The sequence below is a fragment of the Pseudomonas sp. T1.Ur genome, from assembly GCF_023516725.1.
GTDB classification, from domain to species: Bacteria; Pseudomonadota; Gammaproteobacteria; order Pseudomonadales; family Pseudomonadaceae; genus Aquipseudomonas; species Aquipseudomonas alvandae.
Window position 1 is genome coordinate 4,886,710 of record NZ_JAMGSN010000001.1, and the last position, 16,879, is coordinate 4,903,588.

The following is a 16,879-nucleotide window of genomic DNA, read 5'->3' on the forward strand; positions in this document are numbered from 1 at the left end:
GAAGCTTGCCGCTTGAAGCTCTAAAAAACGGAGTTCAAATGCTACAAGTCCAACACCTCCACCAATACTACGGCGGTAGCCACATCCTGCGCGGCCTGTCGTTCGACGTGAAGGTCGGCGAGGTGACGTGCCTGCTGGGGCGCAACGGCGTGGGCAAGACCACCCTGCTCAAGTGCCTGATGGGCCTGCTGCCGGCCAAGGAAGGTGCGGTGAATTGGGAGGGCAAACCCATCACTGCCTTCAAGCCGCACCAGCGGGTGCACGCCGGCATGGCCTACGTGCCCCAGGGCCGGGAGATTTTCGGGCGATTGACCGTGGAAGAAAACCTGCTGATGGGCCTGTCGCGTTTCCCCGGCTCCGAAGCCAAGGAAGTACCGGCCTTCATCTACGAATTGTTCCCGGTGCTGCTGCAGATGAAACAACGCCGTGGCGGCGACTTGTCCGGCGGCCAGCAACAGCAGCTCGCCATTGGCCGCGCCTTGGCCAGCCGGCCGCGGCTGCTGATTCTCGACGAGCCCACCGAAGGCATCCAGCCGTCGGTGATCAAGGAAATCGGCGCGGTCATCAAGAAACTCGCGGCACGAGGCGACATGGCGATTTTGCTGGTGGAGCAGTTCTACGACTTCGCCGCCGAGCTGGCCGATCAGTACCTGGTGATGTCCCGGGGTGAGATCGTGCAGCAGGGCCGCGGAGAAAATATGGAAGCCGAGGGTGTACGCGGGCTGGTAACGATCTAGGCTTAGCGTCCCGACGACAATCAGAAAATCATGAATCTACCTGTATCGCCATCAGCCCTGTTCACCCCCAGCTGGCACGCCGAGCTGGACTTGGGCTATGCCCGCTTCGGCGATTGCACACGCCCGGTACAGCGCCGCCACAAGGGCCCGCTGCGGGTGCAGAAGCACTTGTACGCCGAAGGCCCCGAAGTGTGCCAGCACATCATCGTCCACCCGCCCGGCGGGATTGCCGGTGGGGATCGGCTGGACATCTCGGCCCACGTCGGCCCCGATGCCTGGGCGCAATTGACCAGCCCCGGCGCGGCCAAGTGGTACCGCGCCGCCGGCCCGGCGTACCAGCAACTGACCCTTAGCGTGGCCTGCGGCGCGATCCTGGAGTGGCTGCCCCAGGAAACCATCGTATTCAGCGCAGCCCAGGCCGAACTCACCACAAACATCGACCTGCAGGGCGATGCCCGGTTGTTCTATTGGGACATGGTTGCCCTCGGCCGACCGGCCAGCGGCGAACGATTCGACCGAGGGCATTTCCAGTCACGGCTGGACATCCGCCGCGATGGACAGTTGTTGTGGCATGAGCGCCAGCGCATCGTCGGTGGCGATGGACTGCTGGACTCGCCCATCGGCCTGGGCGGCGACCCGGTGTTTGCCACGTTGCTGGTGACCGGCGAGATCGACAGCGAACTGCTTGAACGCTGCCGATCCCTGGGCCATGCCGTGCGCGGCGACCTGACCCAATTGCCCGGTTTGCTCGTGGCCCGCTGCCTGGCGAGCGAGGCGTGGCTGGCGCGGGGGTGGTTGATTGAATTGTGGCGGCTCCTTCGCCCGGCGTTGCTTGGAAGAGAAGCCATGCCACCAAGAATCTGGAGCACCTGAATTTGCTTTCCCTGTGGGAGCGAGCTTGCTCGCGATAGCGGTGTATCAGCCAACGGTTATGTTGAATGTTCGATTGCTATCGCGAGCAAGCTCGCTCCCACAGAGGATCCCCCACAAGGGGACCTGTGTTTACCGCAAGAAATTTTTATCTGCCCTTATGGATTGCACATGGACCTGACCCCACGCGAAAAAGACAAGCTGCTGATCTTCACCGCCGGCCTCGTCGCCGAACGACGGTTGGCCCGCGGCGTGAAGCTCAACTACCCGGAGGCCATGGCCTACATTTGCGCCGCACTGCTCGAAGGCGCCCGTGACGGCCAGACCCTCGCCGAGCTGATGCACTACGGCACCACGTTGCTGAGCCGCGAACAGGTGATGGACGGCATTCCGGAGATGATCCCGGAGATCCAGGTCGAAGCGACGTTTCCCGACGGCACCAAACTGGTCACCGTCCACCAGCCCATCGCCTGAGGCCACCCCATGACTGTCCATGTTCGTGACGCCCAGCCCGCCGACCTGGCGGCGATCCGCGATATCTACAACGACGCCGTGCTCAACACCACGGCGATCTGGAACGAGCAGGCCGTGGACCTGGGCAACCGCCAGGCCTGGTATAGCGCCCGGCAAACCCAGGGCTACCCGGTGCTCGTCGCCGTGGACGCCGAAGATAACGTGCTCGGCTACGCTTCCTTCGGCGACTGGCGGCCGTTCGACGGCTTCCGTCACACCGTGGAACACTCGGTCTACGTACGCAGCGATCAACGCGGCAACGGCCTTGGCCCGTTGCTGATGGCTGTCCTGATCGAGCGCGCCAGGGCCTGCGATAAACACGTCATGGTCGCCGCCATCGAAAGCGGCAACTCGGCCTCGATTCGCCTGCATGAGCGGGTCGGTTTCGTCACCACCGGGCAGATGCCGCAGGTGGGCACCAAGTTCGGCCGCTGGCTGGACCTGACTTTCATGCAGTTGGTCCTCAATCCCGGGGCGCTACCGCCCGCCATCGACAAGGAGTGATACCGATGAACGCCGCCCAGTTGCGTCGAGTCCACGCTGAAAGCTTTGCGCACTATCGCCAGGGCCTGATCGATCTGTTGCTCGACGCCGTGGGTTATGGCGCCAGCGTCGGGTTCATGGCCGACCTCGATGCCGTCCAGGCCCGGGCCTATTTCGACGAGGTCCAGACCAGTCTCAACCAGGGCCACCTGCTGCTATGGGTGGTGGTCAAGGATGAACAGGTGCAGGCCAGCGTCCAGCTTGCCCTGTGCCAGAAGCCCAACGGCCGCAACCGCGCCGAAGTGCAGAAGCTGCTGGTGCGCGGCGAGGCTCGTCGTCGGGGCCTGGGCCAGCAATTGATGAGCGCCCTGGAGCTTGGCGCCCGCCAGCACAAGCGTGGCCTGCTGTACCTCGACACCGAGGCCGGCTCCGAGGCCGAGGCGTTCTACCGCGCCATGGGCTACACCCGTGTCGGCGAACTGCCCGACTACTGCCAGAGCCCGGACGGGACCTACACCCCGACCGCCATCTACTACAAGCTTTTGGGGCAACCGCAATGATTCCCGGCCAATACCAGGTCCAGCCCGGCGACATCGAACTCAACGTCGGCCGCCGCACGCTCACGCTGAACGTCGCCAACAGCGGCGACCGACCGATCCAGGTCGGCTCGCACTATCACTTTTTCGAGACCAACGACGCCCTGGCCTTCGACCGCGCCGCCAGCCGTGGCATGCGCTTGAACATCCCGGCCGGCACGGCGGTGCGCTTCGAGCCGGGCCAGAGTCGTGAAGTCGAGCTTGTCGAACTGGCCGGGCACCGCCGGGTGTTCGGGTTTGCCGGGCGGGTCATGGGCGACCTGGATTAAAGATCAAAAGATCGCAGCCTTCGGCAGCTCCTACAGATGTACGCGCCCCTGTAGGAGCTGCCGAAGGCTGCGATAGCGAGTAATGCGAGCGGTCCAACATCTAATTGAATCCCAAGGCAAGCACATGAAAATCTCCCGCCAAGCCTACGCCGACATGTTCGGCCCCACCGTCGGCGACAAGGTCCGCCTGGCCGACACCGAATTGTGGATCGAAGTGGAAAAGGACTTCACCACCTACGGCGAAGAAGTGAAGTTCGGCGGCGGCAAGGTGATTCGCGACGGCATGGGCCAGAGCCAGTTGCTGGCCGCCGAGGTCGTCGACACGTTGATCACCAACGCGCTGATCATCGACCACTGGGGCATCGTCAAGGCCGATGTCGGCCTCAAGGACGGACGCATCGCGGCGATCGGCAAGGCCGGCAACCCGGACATCCAGCCCGACGTGACCATCGCCATCGGCGCCAGCACTGAAGTGATCGCCGGCGAAGGCATGATTCTCACCGCCGGCGGCATCGACACCCACATCCACTTCATCTGCCCGCAGCAGATCGAAGAAGCGCTGATGAGCGGCGTCACCACCATGATCGGCGGCGGCACGGGCCCGGCCACCGGGACCAACGCCACCACCTGCACGTCCGGGCCGTGGCACCTGGCGCGCATGCTCCAGGCCGCCGATGCCTTCGCGATGAACATCGGCTTCACCGGCAAGGGCAACGCCAGCCTGCCGGAGCCGCTGGTCGAACAGGTCAAGGCCGGCGCCATCGGACTGAAGCTGCACGAAGACTGGGGCACCACCCCGGCGGCCATCGACAACTGCCTGAGCGTGGCCGACCAGTACGACGTGCAGGTGGCGATCCACACCGACACCCTCAACGAATCCGGTTTCGTCGAGACCACCCTGGCCGCGTTCAAGGGCCGCACCATTCACACCTACCACACCGAAGGCGCCGGTGGCGGCCATGCGCCGGACATCATCAAGGCCTGCGGTTTCCCCAATGTGCTGCCCAGCTCCACTAACCCGACCCGGCCGTTCACCCGCAACACCATCGATGAACACCTGGACATGTTGATGGTCTGCCATCACCTCGACCCGAGCATCGCCGAGGACGTGGCATTCGCCGAAAGCCGCATCCGCCGCGAGACCATCGCCGCCGAAGACATCCTTCATGACCTCGGCGCCTTCTCGATGATCAGCTCCGACAGCCAGGCCATGGGCCGTGTCGGCGAAGTCATCACGCGCACCTGGCAGACCGCCGACAAGATGAAGAAACAACGCGGCGCCCTCCCCGGCGACGGCGAAGGCAACGACAACTTCCGCATCAAGCGCTACATCGCCAAGTACACCATCAACCCGGCGATCACCCACGGCATCAGCCATGAAGTGGGTTCCATCGAAGTGGGCAAGTGGGCCGACCTGGTGCTGTGGCGCCCGGCGTTTTTCGGCGTCAAGCCCACGCTGATCCTCAAGGGCGGGGCGATTGCCGCGAGCCTGATGGGCGACGCCAACGCCTCGATCCCGACGCCACAACCGGTGCATTACCGGCCGATGTTCGCCAGCTTCGGCGGCTCGCGGCATGCCACCAGCCTGACCTTCATCAGCCAGGCTGCTGCCGAGGCGGGACTGCCGGAACAGCTTGGGTTGAAGAAAAGAATCGCCGTGGTCAAAGGCTGCCGCGATGTGCAGAAAACCGACCTGATCCACAACGACTACCTGCCGAGCATCGACGTCGACCCCCAGACCTACCAGGTCAAGGCCGATGGAATGTTGTTGTGGTGTGAACCGGCGGAAGTGCTGCCGATGGCGCAGCGGTATTTTCTGTTTTGAGTGGGTAACTGGCCCCGTGGCGAGGGAGCTTGCTCCCGCTCGGTTGCGCAGCAACCGCCAAAAAGCGAGCGCTGCTTCGCACTGGAGCGCCAGCCCGGCCCAGCGGGAGCAAGCTCCCTCGCCACAGAGCTTTATGTCCGGGCTTGTCTCATTCCACCAACCGCCCCAGCCGCTGCTTGAGCATGCGGTTTTCGTTGCGCAGTTGCTGGACCTCTTCGAGCAGGTCCAGCGCCAGGGCGACGCCTTCCCATTCCAGCTCCAACTCGCGGCGCAGCTTCGCTGCACGCCGGGCCAGGACCAGTTCGTAATCAGTGAAGCGCCAATTCGTGGGGGCCGTGCCGTGAGGTTCGAGGATGCCATGTTCGACGATTTCGATTACATGGACATCGGCCAATGCGGTGGCTTCACAGAATTCCATCAGGTTCAGTTCAATGATCGGGTTGTTCATGGTCTGCTTCTCCCAATGCTTCAACTGTGTAGGGGCGTAGGAACGTAGGAACGTAGGGGCGTAGGAGCTGACGAGTGAAACGAGGCTGCGATCTTTCCATTGACCATTGAGTCTAGAGCGAAAGATCAAGATCAAGATCAAAAGATCAAGATCAAAAGATCGCAGCCTCGTTTCACTCGTCAGCTCCTACCAGCTCCCACCAGTCCCTACCAATTCCTGCCAACAGAGGCCGGCCGCGGTCAGAAATTCTCCCGCGGGTCGAACGCGGCTTTCTTCGCCAGCTCCGCCCACAACGCCTTGACCGCCTCGTCGCTGGCCTTGGGCATCACGGCCTTGAGCTGCACGAACAAATAACCACGCTCGCCGGCCTTGTTGCGCAAGCCGTGGCCCTTGGCGCGCATGCGCTGGCCGTTCTGGCTGCCGGCCGGGACCTTGAGGTTGATCTTGCCGGTGAGGGTCGGCACCGCCACTTCGGTGCCCAGGGCCAATTCCCACGGGGCCAGGGGCAAGGTGATGATCAGGTCCTGGCCTTCGACATCGAACTTGGGGTGCGGGGCGAAACGAATGGTCAGGTACAAGTCGCCATTGGCACCCCCGCCGATGCCCGGCGCGCCCTGGCCCTTGAGGCGAATGCGCTCGCCATCGGTGACCCCCAGCGGAATCTTCACGTTCAGGCTCTTGCTGGTATTGCTCACGTGCTGGCCCGCCGCGTTGTATTGCGGCACTTGGAAGCTGACCTTCTTCGATTCGTTCGACAGGGTTTCTTCCAGGAAGATCGGTAATTCCATTTCCACGTCTTGCCCCCGACGGCCGGCGCTGCGACCTGACTGTCCACCACCGAAACCCGGCCCGCGATTACCGAAAATCGAACTGAAGAAGTCCGAAAAATCCCCAGTGTCCTGGCCACCAAAACCGCCACGGCTCTGCCAGCCCGGCGGGCCTTGGAACGGCTGGCCATGCTGGCCGTAGCGGCGCAGGTCGTCGTATTCGGCGCGCTTGTCGGCGCTTTTCAACGCCTCATAGGCTTCGGAGACATCCTTGAACTTGGTCTCGGCGTCCTTTTCCTTGCTCACATCCGGGTGGTACTTGCGCGCCAGCTTGCGGTAGGCAGCCTTGATCGTGCTGTCATCTGCCGTCGGCTCGACACCCAGGATCTTGTAGTAGTCTTTGAAGTCCATCTTAAGCATCACCATCCGTTATCGATGTCGCACCGCCACGCACGGCATGCCCGGACGACCGGACAGCGGGTTGACCGGCCTCAAAAGTGTGACCGGACGGTGCATCAGAAGTTTATCGGCAGCGGGTGGCGGTTCTTGTGCCCGCCCTGTGCCACCGGCTCATGCCAGCAAGTTTGGGGGTGTCGGGTCGTCTTTCAAGGCCCCTGTTTGCGAATTAGCGGATAACCGGCCTTCGAATCCGCGTCGCACTGGCATACACTGCGCGGCCGTTTTTTCAACCGGAACCTGAAAGACATGAAAAACGCATCCCCGGCCCGTGCCTGCGGCATCGACTTTGGCACGTCCAACTCCACCGTCGGCTGGCTGCGCCCCGGCATGGAAACGTTGATCGCGCTGGAGGATGACAAGATCACCCTGCCCTCGGTGGTCTTTTTCAATCAGGAAGAGCGCCGTCCGGTGTACGGCCGCCTGGCCCTGCACGAATACCTGGAAGGCTACGAAGGCCGGCTGATGCGCTCGCTCAAGAGTCTGCTGGGCTCCAAGCTGATCAAGCACGACACCAGCGTCCTGGGCACGGCCATGCCCTTCAAGGACTTGCTGGGATTGTTCATCGGCCAGTTGAAGCAGCGTGCCGAAACCGCCGCCGGTCGGGAATTCGAGGAAGTGGTGCTGGGCCGCCCGGTGTTTTTCGTCGATGACGATGAGCTGGCTGACCAGGAAGCGGAAAACACCTTGGTCGATGTGGCACGCGCCATCGGCTTCAAGGAAGTCTCCTTCCAGTACGAGCCCATCGCGGCGGCCTTCGATTATGAATCGACCATCGAGAAAGAAGAGTTGGTGCTGATCGTCGACATTGGCGGCGGTACTTCGGACTTTTCCCTGGTGCGCCTGTCGCCCGAACGGCGCATGCACGACAACCGCCACGCTGACATCCTCGCCACCGGCGGCGTGCACATCGGCGGGACCGACTTCGACAAGCAACTCAGCCTGCAAGGCCTGATGCCGCTGTTCGGCTACGGCAGCCGCATGAAAAGCGGCGCCTACATGCCCACCAGCCACCACATGAACCTGGCGACCTGGCACACCATCAACGCGGTGTATTCGCAGAAATCCACCCTGGCCCTGGGCAGCATGCGCTACGACATCGAAGACACCGGCGGCATCGACCGGCTGTTCAAGTTGATCGAACAGCGCGCCGGGCACTGGCTGGCGATGGAAGTGGAAGAAACCAAGATCCAACTGACCCACGCCGACCAGCGCCACGTGGCCCTGGACCGGATCGAGCCGGGCCTGAGCGTGGACCTGAGCCGGGCCTTGTTCGAGTCGGCCATCGACGGCCTGCTTGAGCGGGTACGCGGCAGCGTCACGCAGTTGCTCAACGATGCCAACGTGCGGGTTGATCAGGTCGATACGGTGTTCTTCACCGGCGGCTCCAGCGGCATCCCGGCGCTGCGCAACAGCGTCTCGGCGATGCTGCCCCAGGCGCGACATGTGGAAGGCAATATCTTCGGCAGTATCGGCAGCGGGTTGGCGATCGAGGCGATGAAGCGGTATGGGTAAAAGGCAGCTGTGAGCTTCGAGCTGCAAGCTTCAAGGAAGAGCAGTCAGGCGGCGCGGCGGGCTTTGGCTTTGGCTTTGGCTTTGGCTTTTGCCTTTGCCTTTGTTTGAAGCTTGAAGCTCAAAGCTTGCAGCTTGCAGCTTGCAGCTCAAAGCTTGCAGCTGCCCCCCTACACCATCCCCACCTGCTTCAACTCACTCTTGAGATACGCATAGTAGATAGGCCCCGCCACCACCCCCGGCAGGCCGAACGCGGCTTCGAACACCAGCATCGCCATGAGCAATTCCCACGACTTGGCGCTGATCTGCCCGCCGACGATGCGGGCGTTGAGGAAGTATTCGAGCTTGTGGATCACGATCAGGTAACCCAGCGCCGCCACCGCCACCCAGATCGACAGCGACAGCGCGACGATGGTGATCAGCGTGTTGGACATCAGGTTGCCGATCACCGGCAACAGCCCCAGCAGGAACGTCATCACGATCAATGTCTTGGTCAGCGGCAGGTGAATGCCGAACAGCGGCAGCACCACCGCCAGGAAGATCCCGGTGAAGAACGTGTTGAGCATGGAAATCTTGATCTGGGCAAATACGATGTTGCGAAACGCCTTGACCAGCAGGTTCAGGCGATCGAACAGCGCGGCGGCCAGGGGTTTGCGCTTGGTCAGGTCGGGGATGCGCTGCAAGGCAATGATGGCCCCCAACACCATGCCGATCAGCAGCGTCACGAACATGTGGGCCGCGTCCTTGCCCACCAACTGCAAGTCGCTCAGGTGTTTGCTCACCCAATCACTGATCGCCACCCGGAACTCGGCCGCGCTGGCCGGCAGGTAGGCATCGATGAACGGCGGCAGTTGCCCACGGGCGCGGTCGACCACGCCCATGAATTTATCGAGGGATGCGCCTGGGTTCTCTGCTTCATGCAGCAGGAAGCTGATGGCTCCGGCGAAGATCAGCGACAGCACGCTCACCACCAGCGTGCCCAGCAAGGCCACCGCCAGCCAGCGGGCACGCCGGCCTTCGATCAGTCGTTGCAACTGCGGGGTGAGCATGTTGACCAGTTCGAACACCAGCAACCCGGCCAACAGGCTCGGCAACAGGCGCAGCGGCAACACCAGCAACAACCCACCAAAAATGATCACCCAACTGATCACCAACAACACATGACGCTGAGAAAACGTTGGCATACAGCCCCAGGACAAAAAACGGCGTGAAAGGATTCGCAGTCTGCCAGCGATCCACCAGCAGCACTAGAGATTGTATCGGCCGACCTTGGTCGCAGTTCAGGTGTTTTTTTGCAGTGGCTGTGCCGGCCCCATCGTCGGATCGCCGCCCGGAGCAAGCTCGCTCCCACAGGGATCGACGTTCCCCGGTCCATGGTGGGAGCGAGCTCGCGATAGGGGCCCCACGAATCGATTATTTTTTCTTCAGGCACTCGCTCATGAACGTCTTGCGAGCGTCACCCTTGAGCGCCTGGGCAGTGGCGGTGGCGTTGCAGGACTTCATGCGTTCCTGGGGCGTGCTGGGGGTAGCGGCGGCGGCCGGAGCGGCCTTCAGGCAATTGCTCATGAATGCTTTGCGTTCGTCGCCCTTGAGCGCCTTGGCGGTGGCGTCCGCGTTGCAGGTGGTCATCTTGGTTTGCTGGGCCGTGGCGGCGAAGCCTTGGGAACAGAGCAGCAAACCGATCATCAACAAAGGCACACGGAGCATTTTCATGGTGTTTCTCCTGGTTGCCGCACAAGGGTACGGCGATGGGGTGCAGTGTAGACAAAGCCTGTTACACCTTCATCTGTTGGATCTCCTGTGCCTGGTCTATCGCCATCGCGAGCAAGCTCGCTCCCACAGTAGATCTTCCGTGTACAGCAGATAGTGTGCACACCAGGGATCCCTGTGGGAGCGAGCTTGCTCCGGGCGGCGATCCGACGAAGAACGATAACGCGGCCGTCCTGACGATCTACACCCCAGCAGCCTTCAACCGCTCGGCATGCTCGACAAACAACCGGATCGGCTCCGCCCCCCGGCCTACCAACCCCAGCGACTGATTGACGATGTCGAAATGGTCCAGCGGATAGTCATCACGAATCACCGTGCCCAGGTGCGAACTGTAGCGCCCGACCATGCCGTCACACTGCCCCGCCTCACGCACGAAAGTCCGGGCAAACAACCGGCAGCTTCGATTCGTGCCGTCGAACAGGTTGCGGCCCCTGTCGGTCTTGCCCGGTTGCAACGTTCCGGACCAGGAGTAGTAACGCACGCCATTGACCTCTTCCGGGCCGTGCCCACCCCAAGTGGAAGGCAAGCCCTGTGGATAACGTTCATTGAACAGCGCCACCCCGGCGGTTGTCAGCGACGCGTGGGAGGCATCGAGGTCAGCCGGCAGCCGTGGGCCTCGATAGCCGGTGTCCAGCCAGCACATCAGCACGTTGATCAGTCGCAGCAGGGCACTGAGCAACCGCCCCTTGGCGCTGTCGGCCGGATAGTGGGCCTGCAGGTAATCGGCCAATTCGGAACCGTGGTTGGTGCCGGCCACCGACGTGACCGACGCCACCAGGTCCGGACGCTTGGCGGCGGCATAGCGAGCGGTAAGACTGCCTTGGCTGTGGCCGATCAGGTTGACCTTCTGCGCGCCGGTTTGCTTCAGCACTTCTTCAATCCGTGCCAGCAGCTGCTCACCGCGCACCTCGGATGAATGCAGGGGCGAGACCTTCACCGGGATCACCACCGCCCCGCCCCGGCGCAACGCCTCCACGATGCCATACCAGTACGGATACAAGACCAGGCGAATGAAACCGAGCATGCCCGGTACCAGTACCAGCGGGTAGCGAGTGGCACAGCGTTGCGACATGGCGACATCCTTGCGATCAAGAGGGGGTCAGCATCAGCACCGATGATGACCAGTCTATGACAGCTATGTCACTTCAGCCCGATCACGGCAGGACCCAGGCCATCAGAACGTCCGGGCCAGCGCCAGCAAGCGCTGCTCGGCCTCGGCGCAGGACCGCGCGAAGCTGTGCTCGGTCGACTCTTCGCCTTCGGCCGCCACCACCGTCACGTCATTGATGCCGATAAAGCCCAGGACGGCTCGCAGCCACGTGTCAGCATGGTTCATGGCTTCCAGTGGACCGCCGGGACCGAAGCCAAAATCGCCACGGCTGGTCACGATCAGCGCCTTCTTGCCCAGCACCAGCGGCTCGTACTGCGAAACACCGTTGTCCAGGCTGTGATTGAACGTCAGGCCGATGCGCACGATCTGGTCGATCCAGGCCTTCACACCGCTGGGCACGCCAAAGTTGTGCATGGGCGCGGAGATCACCAACCGGTCGTGGGCCTTCAGCTCCGCCACCAGGCTGTCGCTCAACGCCAGGTCCGCCTGCATGCTCAACGGCCGCGCCTGGGGCTCTGGATAAAACGCCGCGGCGATAAAGGCTTCGTTGACGGCCGGAATGACGGTGCGCCCCACTTCGCGACGGGTCGGCAAGGACTGAGGGTTGGCAGCCTGCCAGGCCGTTATGAACGCTTCCGTCAACCGCCGGGAATGGGAACGCTCGCCGCGCGGGCTGCCGTGTACGACAAGAATACTGCTCATCTGTAACTCCTTCATTGCGACTACAATCGGAACTGCTTGTAGCTCGCAGTCTTGGGCCTCGTAGCGCTTGAGTTCAAATGAGCGTTAATTGATCAGGATGAGCTGTATTCATCCATTGGAGATGTCCGATGTTTGCCACCCTGCCCCTCAACGCCTTGCGAGCTTTCGAGTCCGCAGCACGGCTGCTCAGCTTCAAGGCAGCGGCCGAAGAGCTGTCGGTCACGCCAACGGCGATTTCCCACCAGATTCGCTCGCTGGAAACCTGGCTGGGGATGCCATTGTTCGAACGCCTGCCGCGCCGGGTGCGTCTTACCGACGCCGGGCAGCGTCTATTCCAGAGCTTGCACGGGGCATTGCTGGACGTTGCACAAAGCGTCGACAGCCTGCGCCCGCAACGCAGCACGACTCACCTGACCCTCTCCACCACCGCTGCGTTTGCCGCCCTGTGGCTGGTGCCGCGCCTGGGCCGGTTCTATGGGCGCCACCCAAACATCAACGTGCGGCTGGACACCCATTGCGACGTCATCGACCTGCACCAGGACGCCAGCGTCGATCTGGTGGTGCGTTACAGCCTGGACACCTACTCGAACCTGTACGGGCTGTGCCTGTTCGATGAAAGCTTCGGCGTGTATGGCTCGCCGGAACAAGTGGCGCTGGCTACCCGGCAGCCGCCGACGTTGATCAGCGTGCGTTGGCACAATTCCAAGTTGTACGCCCATGGCTGGGAAGCGTGGTGCGCCCGGGCCGGGGAAACCTGGCTGACCCGCGAGCCGTGCATGCGTGAGTACGATGAAGAGCACTACGCACTGCAAGCAGCGATTGCCGGGCAAGGGCTGGTGCTGGCGAGCGATATCCTGGTTTCAGAGAGCGTCGCCAGTGGCCTGTTGGTGGGCTATCGCCCGCAGATCCAGATCGACGGCGCAGGCTACAGCGCGCTGTGCGTCCCTGGCCGTGAACGGCATCCGCCGGTGCGGGCGTTTTTCCAATGGGTGGAGGAGGAAGCGCGCTTGTCCGGGCACGCCCTGAAAAATCCGGTAAAACTTTTCCAGGATCGCATCACTCAGAACTAGAGCGATCACGCCAGCAGAGCGTGGCCCTACCGGATCAGCCTCCAGGAGAACGAGATGAGCGACATGCACTTATCCGACGTCACGACCCTGCGCGAACGTGCGCGCCAGAACGTCCAGAACGGCGCAGTCACCGAAGGCTACAACGCCGATCGACAGGAAATCATCCGCCTGCTGAACGAAGCACTGGCCACCGAATTGGTTTGCACGCTGCGCTACAAGCGTCACTACTTCATGGCCACCGGCCTGAAGGCCAGCGTCGCGGCAAGCGAATTCCTCGAACACGCCAACCAGGAATCCGAGCACGCCGACCGGCTCGCCGAACGCATCGTGCAATTAGGCGGCGAACCGGAATTCAATCCCGACCTGCTGACCCGGCATTCCCATGCCCAGTACGTCGCCGGCAATACGCTCAAGGAAATGGTGTTCGAAGACTTGGTGGCCGAACGGATCGCCATCGACAGCTACCGGGAAATCGTGCAGTACATCGGCGAAAAAGACCCGACCACGCGGCGCATCTTCGAAGACATCCTGGCCCAGGAAGAAGAGCACGCCGATGACATGGCCGATATCCTGGCCGATCTCTGATTCGCCTTTCGCGAGCAGGCTCGCTCCCACAATGATCGCTTTCTGGATTCTGTGGGAGCGAGCCTGCCCGCGAAGAGGCCAGCAGCCTCTTCACAAAATATAACTACCGAGTCGGCTTGACGGTCACCGGCGCCTTGCCCGCCTTCATCTGCTCAAGCAACGGCGCACACTGGTTCGGCTCCCCACCGCTGGGCGCCACCAGGGCCAGCAGGCCGGCCGCCGGCGCGGCGATGACACCCAGCGCAACCATCCCGGCACCGCGCAGCATCAGCGGTACGGCCTTTACCCCCGCGGCAGGCTTGGCAAACGTGCCCCGCACGTACAGCGGCGAGCGCAGGGAAATCAGCCGCCAGCCCTTGGACTCGGGGGTAACGGTCAGGTCCAACTGCTCGGTCGCCATGTTCGCCGTACCGTCGATATAGATGATTGCGTTCTCGGTGTCGAACACGAACAGGCGCGTGGTTGCCAGGCCGGTCTTGATATCGAAGTCTGCCGCCGCGCAGTTGATCTTCACTTCCTTGTCGCCAAAGATTTTTCCCACCACGTAGTTGCCGACGTTGAGGCCCGCCAGCTCCATCAGCTCGCGGCTGATGGCGCCGTCGTTGATCAACATTTTCAAGCTGCCGTTGGAGGTGCCCAACAACGCCGCCACCGAATTGCCGCGCCCGGAAATATCCGCGTCACCGTTGAGCTCACCGAAGCTGGTCTTCATCGGCTCGAAGCCCGGGAACAACTGCTTGAGCTTGAAGCCACGGGCGGTCAGTTTCGCCTGGCCTTCGAGAGGCTGGGTGTGACCATTGAGGCGGATCTGCGCATCGAGCCGGCCGCCGGCCACACCAAAGCGCAAGGGTTCCAGGCTCAGTTGGCCATCGTTGAGCACCAGGTGCGTGTAGAGATCGGTAAAGGGCAGTTGCTCGCTGTGGACGATACGTTTACCGGTAAATTCAACGTCGGCGTCCATCACGCTCCAGCGCTCGGTGCGAAACGCCTCCACCGGCAACACCTTGTCGGACGGCTGTTTGCTGGCGCCGCCACGGGCTTTTTGTTCGGCGTTGGAATCCGCGCCGATCAGCGGCGCCAAATCGCTGAACAACAATTGGTCGGACACCAGCGCACCGCTGAGCTTTGGCCGGGGCTGGCTGGCGACGTAGGCCAGGTTGCCATGGATGTCGCTGTCGCCGATCTTGCCGTTGAACCCCTCATAGCGAAACTGGGCGCCGTCTGGCTCATGAAGCTTGGCGATCAATCGACCGTCCGTGGAATAAGGCGGCGAATCCGGCAGGGTCACGCCCGTCAGCGGATAAAGATTGGCCAGGCTGTTGCCGGCCAGCTTCAGGCGCAGGTCCAAGGCGCCGAGATTCTTCGGGTCGGTCAAGGTACCGGCCAGTTCGACGCGGGTGTCGCCGACCTTCGCCTGGGCCTGCAATGGGAATGGCTGCGACGCATCTTGCAGCGCCAGCAAACCGCCGACCTTGCCGGACCCGCCGAGACTCTGCCCATGGTATTGCCCGTTGACCTTGAAGGCGAAGGCATAGTCCTGTGGCGTCGCCCCTTGTTCCCGAGCTTTGCTGGCGGTTTTCTCGCCGACGATTTCGCTGAACGGGATAGGCTTGCCCAACGGATCGATCACCAGGTCGAGGCGGGTCTTGAGTGTTTGATCATCGAGGGTGACGTGGCCCTTGTCGAAGCCGATGGCGCCGATGTCCACTACCCAGCTGGACGGTTCGGCGTCCGGGTCTTTTGGATCGAACTGGAATGTCCAATTGGCGCGCCCATCAGCCAGGCGCTGCAGGCTGGCATCGGGCCCAGTCAGGTCGATACGCGGGATAGCCACGCGCCGGGCCAGCAACGCCAGGGGCGAAATACGCAACTCCACGCGCTTGAGCGTGACCATCTGCGGGGTCTTCGACCAGTCCGGATTGCCCAGGCTCAAATCCTCCGCCACCACATGGGGCCATGGCACAAAGGCCCGCCAGCCACCCTCCTGCGGTTCGCGCTGCCAAACCACCGCCAGGTTGCCATTGATCGCGAACGGACGATGCAGCTCCTCGGAAACCTTGGCATTGAGCGTGGGCTTGAGGCGATTCCAATCGAAGAACGCGATGACCAGCACCAGCACGACCAACAGGACAACGAGGCAGGCAAAGCCCCAGGCGAAGATTTTTGAGGTGCGCGTCATGCACAAGGCTCCTGAGGCAAATGGGCGTCCGAACCGCGACGCCGGGGATAGCACGAACCTGTGGCCGGTTCGTTGCGGATGATTGTTGGACAGGCAAAACGGCCGACAGGTTTACCATCAAGGGCGACGAACGGCACTAAAAAATGCGCAAGAACCTGACCGATTCGACAGCTACCTGTTACCGCCCCCGCACATTTGCGGGGCACGAGTGAGTACAAACTACCCACTCCAGGGCGAAAACGCTCCTCTGAAAGGCCCGTCCTAGAGCCTTTCCCCAGAACAATCAATTCCGTTGATTATTACCATTGTGTTTATGAACTTTTATATCGACTTATCGAGAGTAGCATTGCCCTCGTACCCACTTTTTAGCCCTCCCAAGGAGCAACGATCATGAAACGCCAATTACTGATGAGCCTGTCCCTTTCACTGCTGGCCTCGACCGCTTTTGCCCTGCCAGCTTCCGAACAAGCCACGCCACAGGTCAAGGACAGCCAGTCTGTCTATAGCCAGACCGTAGCTGAAGGTGGCCGTGACCGCCTGGAAGAAAAAGGCTTGGTCGAAGGTGGTTCCGACCGCACCCCACAAGGCCAGACCTTGGCAGCTGACGGTTCCGACCGCACTCCACAAGGCCAGACCCTGGCAGCTGACGGCTCCGACCGCACCCCACTGGGCGAGACCCTGGCAGCTGACGGCTCCGACCGCACCCCACTGGGCGAGACCCTGGCAGCTGACGGCTCCGACCGCACTCCACTGGGCGAGACCCTGGCAGCTGACGGCTCCGACCGCACTCCACTGGGCGAAACCCTGGCAGCTGACGGCTCTGATCGCACGCCACAAGGCCAGACCCTTGCCGAAGGCGGTGGTGACCGTGTAATCGAACGTAACAGCGCAGTGAGCTGAGCCCATGGTGGCCCAGAAAAAAGCCCGATTCCTCGAATCGGGCTTTTGATTTTCAAAGCACCTCGTTTCCCGCCTCTACCTGCCCT

General features: G+C 62.3%; 18 protein-coding genes. 11 read left to right on the forward strand and 7 right to left on the reverse strand.

Annotated elements, in window-relative coordinates:
- Nucleotides 1-38 precede the first annotated feature (38 nt).
- The 7 genes from urtE to ureC all read left to right on the forward strand — a co-directional run bounded on the left by urtE (nt 39) and on the right by ureC (nt 5,293).
- Nucleotides 39-737, forward strand: a complete 699-nt coding sequence (gene urtE / locus M8Q45_RS21605; protein WP_249876324.1) for an urea ABC transporter ATP-binding subunit UrtE — start codon at nt 39-41, stop codon at nt 735-737.
- Nucleotides 738-767: 30 nt separating this feature from the next.
- Nucleotides 768-1,610 (forward strand): urease accessory protein UreD, encoded by an 843-nt coding sequence (locus M8Q45_RS21610; RefSeq protein ID WP_249876325.1) that lies wholly within the window; start codon nt 768-770, stop codon nt 1,608-1,610.
- Nucleotides 1,611-1,778: 168 nt separating this feature from the next.
- Nucleotides 1,779-2,081, forward strand: coding sequence for an urease subunit gamma (ureA, locus tag M8Q45_RS21615; RefSeq protein WP_249876326.1), 303 nt, complete (start codon nt 1,779-1,781; stop codon nt 2,079-2,081).
- A gap of 9 nt (nt 2,082-2,090) precedes the next feature.
- Nucleotides 2,091-2,624, forward strand: coding sequence for a GNAT family N-acetyltransferase (locus M8Q45_RS21620; protein ID WP_249876327.1), 534 nt, complete (start codon nt 2,091-2,093; stop codon nt 2,622-2,624).
- 5 nt (nt 2,625-2,629) lie between these two features.
- Nucleotides 2,630-3,163: a GNAT family N-acetyltransferase gene (locus M8Q45_RS21625; protein WP_249876328.1), complete on the forward strand. Its 534-nt coding sequence runs from the start codon at nt 2,630-2,632 to the stop codon at nt 3,161-3,163.
- On the forward strand, nt 3,160-3,468 hold the full coding sequence (locus M8Q45_RS21630; protein WP_249876329.1) for an urease subunit beta: 309 nt from the start codon (nt 3,160-3,162) through the stop codon (nt 3,466-3,468). The genes M8Q45_RS21625 and M8Q45_RS21630 overlap by 4 nt, the downstream gene beginning before the upstream one ends.
- A 124-nt stretch (nt 3,469-3,592) precedes the next feature.
- On the forward strand, nt 3,593-5,293 hold the full coding sequence (gene ureC / locus M8Q45_RS21635; RefSeq protein ID WP_249876330.1) for an urease subunit alpha: 1,701 nt from the start codon (nt 3,593-3,595) through the stop codon (nt 5,291-5,293).
- 148 nt (nt 5,294-5,441) lie between these two features.
- On the opposite strand, the gene M8Q45_RS21640 is transcribed toward ureC, so the two are convergent.
- Entirely contained in the window at nt 5,442-5,741 is a 300-nt protein-coding gene (locus M8Q45_RS21640) for a chaperone modulator CbpM (RefSeq protein WP_249876331.1), read from the reverse strand.
- A 239-nt stretch (nt 5,742-5,980) separates the two neighbouring features.
- Entirely contained in the window at nt 5,981-6,919 is a 939-nt protein-coding gene (locus M8Q45_RS21645) for a DnaJ C-terminal domain-containing protein (RefSeq protein WP_249876332.1), read from the reverse strand.
- Between the two features lie 294 nt (nt 6,920-7,213).
- On the opposite strand from M8Q45_RS21645, the gene M8Q45_RS21650 reads away from it, so the two are divergent.
- On the forward strand, nt 7,214-8,479 hold the full coding sequence (locus M8Q45_RS21650) for an Hsp70 family protein (RefSeq protein WP_249876333.1): 1,266 nt from the start codon (nt 7,214-7,216) through the stop codon (nt 8,477-8,479).
- A gap of 167 nt (nt 8,480-8,646) precedes the next feature.
- Here the strand turns inward: M8Q45_RS21650 and M8Q45_RS21655 are convergent, their stop codons facing one another.
- From M8Q45_RS21655 to M8Q45_RS21670, 4 genes are all read right to left on the reverse strand, one after another.
- Nucleotides 8,647-9,660, reverse strand: coding sequence for an AI-2E family transporter (locus M8Q45_RS21655; RefSeq protein WP_030140118.1), 1,014 nt, complete (start codon nt 9,658-9,660; stop codon nt 8,647-8,649).
- A 229-nt stretch (nt 9,661-9,889) separates the two neighbouring features.
- On the reverse strand, nt 9,890-10,189 hold the full coding sequence (locus M8Q45_RS21660; RefSeq protein ID WP_249876334.1) for a PsiF family protein: 300 nt from the start codon (nt 10,187-10,189) through the stop codon (nt 9,890-9,892).
- A 238-nt stretch (nt 10,190-10,427) separates the two neighbouring features.
- The gene (locus tag M8Q45_RS21665) at nt 10,428-11,318 is read right to left on the reverse strand and encodes an esterase/lipase family protein (RefSeq protein WP_249876335.1); all 891 of its coding nucleotides are present in this window, start codon (nt 11,316-11,318) and stop codon (nt 10,428-10,430) included.
- A gap of 102 nt (nt 11,319-11,420) precedes the next feature.
- Nucleotides 11,421-12,059: an FMN-dependent NADH-azoreductase gene (locus M8Q45_RS21670; protein ID WP_249876336.1), complete on the reverse strand. Its 639-nt coding sequence runs from the start codon at nt 12,057-12,059 to the stop codon at nt 11,421-11,423.
- Nucleotides 12,060-12,187: 128 nt separating this feature from the next.
- On the opposite strand from M8Q45_RS21670, the gene M8Q45_RS21675 reads away from it, so the two are divergent.
- Nucleotides 12,188-13,129, forward strand: coding sequence for a LysR substrate-binding domain-containing protein (locus M8Q45_RS21675; protein WP_249876337.1), 942 nt, complete (start codon nt 12,188-12,190; stop codon nt 13,127-13,129).
- Between the two features lie 54 nt (nt 13,130-13,183).
- Complete coding sequence (locus tag M8Q45_RS21680; protein WP_030140123.1) at nt 13,184-13,714, forward strand: ferritin-like domain-containing protein; 531 nt, start codon at nt 13,184-13,186, stop codon at nt 13,712-13,714.
- 103 nt (nt 13,715-13,817) lie between these two features.
- Here M8Q45_RS21680 and M8Q45_RS21685 read toward each other — a convergent pair whose 3' ends face one another.
- Entirely contained in the window at nt 13,818-15,893 is a 2,076-nt protein-coding gene (locus M8Q45_RS21685; protein ID WP_249876338.1) for an AsmA family protein, read from the reverse strand.
- A gap of 390 nt (nt 15,894-16,283) precedes the next feature.
- Between M8Q45_RS21685 and M8Q45_RS21690 the strand changes: the two genes are divergently transcribed.
- On the forward strand, nt 16,284-16,793 hold the full coding sequence (locus tag M8Q45_RS21690) for a hypothetical protein (protein ID WP_249876339.1): 510 nt from the start codon (nt 16,284-16,286) through the stop codon (nt 16,791-16,793).
- The last annotated feature ends 86 nt before the right edge of the window (nt 16,794-16,879 follow it).

Excerpts from the sequence above, each read along its gene's own strand:
- urtE (WP_249876324.1), top strand. The coding sequence starts at position 39 with ATGCTACAAGTCCAACACCTCCACCAATACTACGGCGGTAGCCACATC.
- M8Q45_RS21660 (WP_249876334.1), bottom strand. The coding sequence starts at position 10,189 with ATGAAAATGCTCCGTGTGCCTTTGTTGATGATCGGTTTGCTGCTCTGT.
- M8Q45_RS21640 (WP_249876331.1), bottom strand. The coding sequence starts at position 5,741 with ATGAACAACCCGATCATTGAACTGAACCTGATGGAATTCTGTGAAGCC.
- ureA (WP_249876326.1), top strand. The coding sequence starts at position 1,779 with ATGGACCTGACCCCACGCGAAAAAGACAAGCTGCTGATCTTCACCGCC.
- M8Q45_RS21645 (WP_249876332.1), bottom strand. The coding sequence starts at position 6,919 with ATGGACTTCAAAGACTACTACAAGATCCTGGGTGTCGAGCCGACGGCA.
- M8Q45_RS21680 (WP_030140123.1), top strand. The coding sequence starts at position 13,184 with ATGAGCGACATGCACTTATCCGACGTCACGACCCTGCGCGAACGTGCG.
- M8Q45_RS21625 (WP_249876328.1), top strand. The coding sequence starts at position 2,630 with ATGAACGCCGCCCAGTTGCGTCGAGTCCACGCTGAAAGCTTTGCGCAC.
- M8Q45_RS21620 (WP_249876327.1), top strand. The coding sequence starts at position 2,091 with ATGACTGTCCATGTTCGTGACGCCCAGCCCGCCGACCTGGCGGCGATC.
- M8Q45_RS21665 (WP_249876335.1), bottom strand. The coding sequence starts at position 11,318 with ATGTCGCAACGCTGTGCCACTCGCTACCCGCTGGTACTGGTACCGGGC.
- M8Q45_RS21610 (WP_249876325.1), top strand. The coding sequence starts at position 768 with ATGAATCTACCTGTATCGCCATCAGCCCTGTTCACCCCCAGCTGGCAC.
- M8Q45_RS21685 (WP_249876338.1), bottom strand. The coding sequence starts at position 15,893 with ATGACGCGCACCTCAAAAATCTTCGCCTGGGGCTTTGCCTGCCTCGTT.
- ureC (WP_249876330.1), top strand. The coding sequence starts at position 3,593 with ATGAAAATCTCCCGCCAAGCCTACGCCGACATGTTCGGCCCCACCGTC.
- M8Q45_RS21675 (WP_249876337.1), top strand. The coding sequence starts at position 12,188 with ATGTTTGCCACCCTGCCCCTCAACGCCTTGCGAGCTTTCGAGTCCGCA.
- M8Q45_RS21650 (WP_249876333.1), top strand. The coding sequence starts at position 7,214 with ATGAAAAACGCATCCCCGGCCCGTGCCTGCGGCATCGACTTTGGCACG.
- M8Q45_RS21655 (WP_030140118.1), bottom strand. The coding sequence starts at position 9,660 with ATGCCAACGTTTTCTCAGCGTCATGTGTTGTTGGTGATCAGTTGGGTG.
- M8Q45_RS21630 (WP_249876329.1), top strand. The coding sequence starts at position 3,160 with ATGATTCCCGGCCAATACCAGGTCCAGCCCGGCGACATCGAACTCAAC.
- M8Q45_RS21670 (WP_249876336.1), bottom strand. The coding sequence starts at position 12,059 with ATGAGCAGTATTCTTGTCGTACACGGCAGCCCGCGCGGCGAGCGTTCC.
- M8Q45_RS21690 (WP_249876339.1), top strand. The coding sequence starts at position 16,284 with ATGAAACGCCAATTACTGATGAGCCTGTCCCTTTCACTGCTGGCCTCG.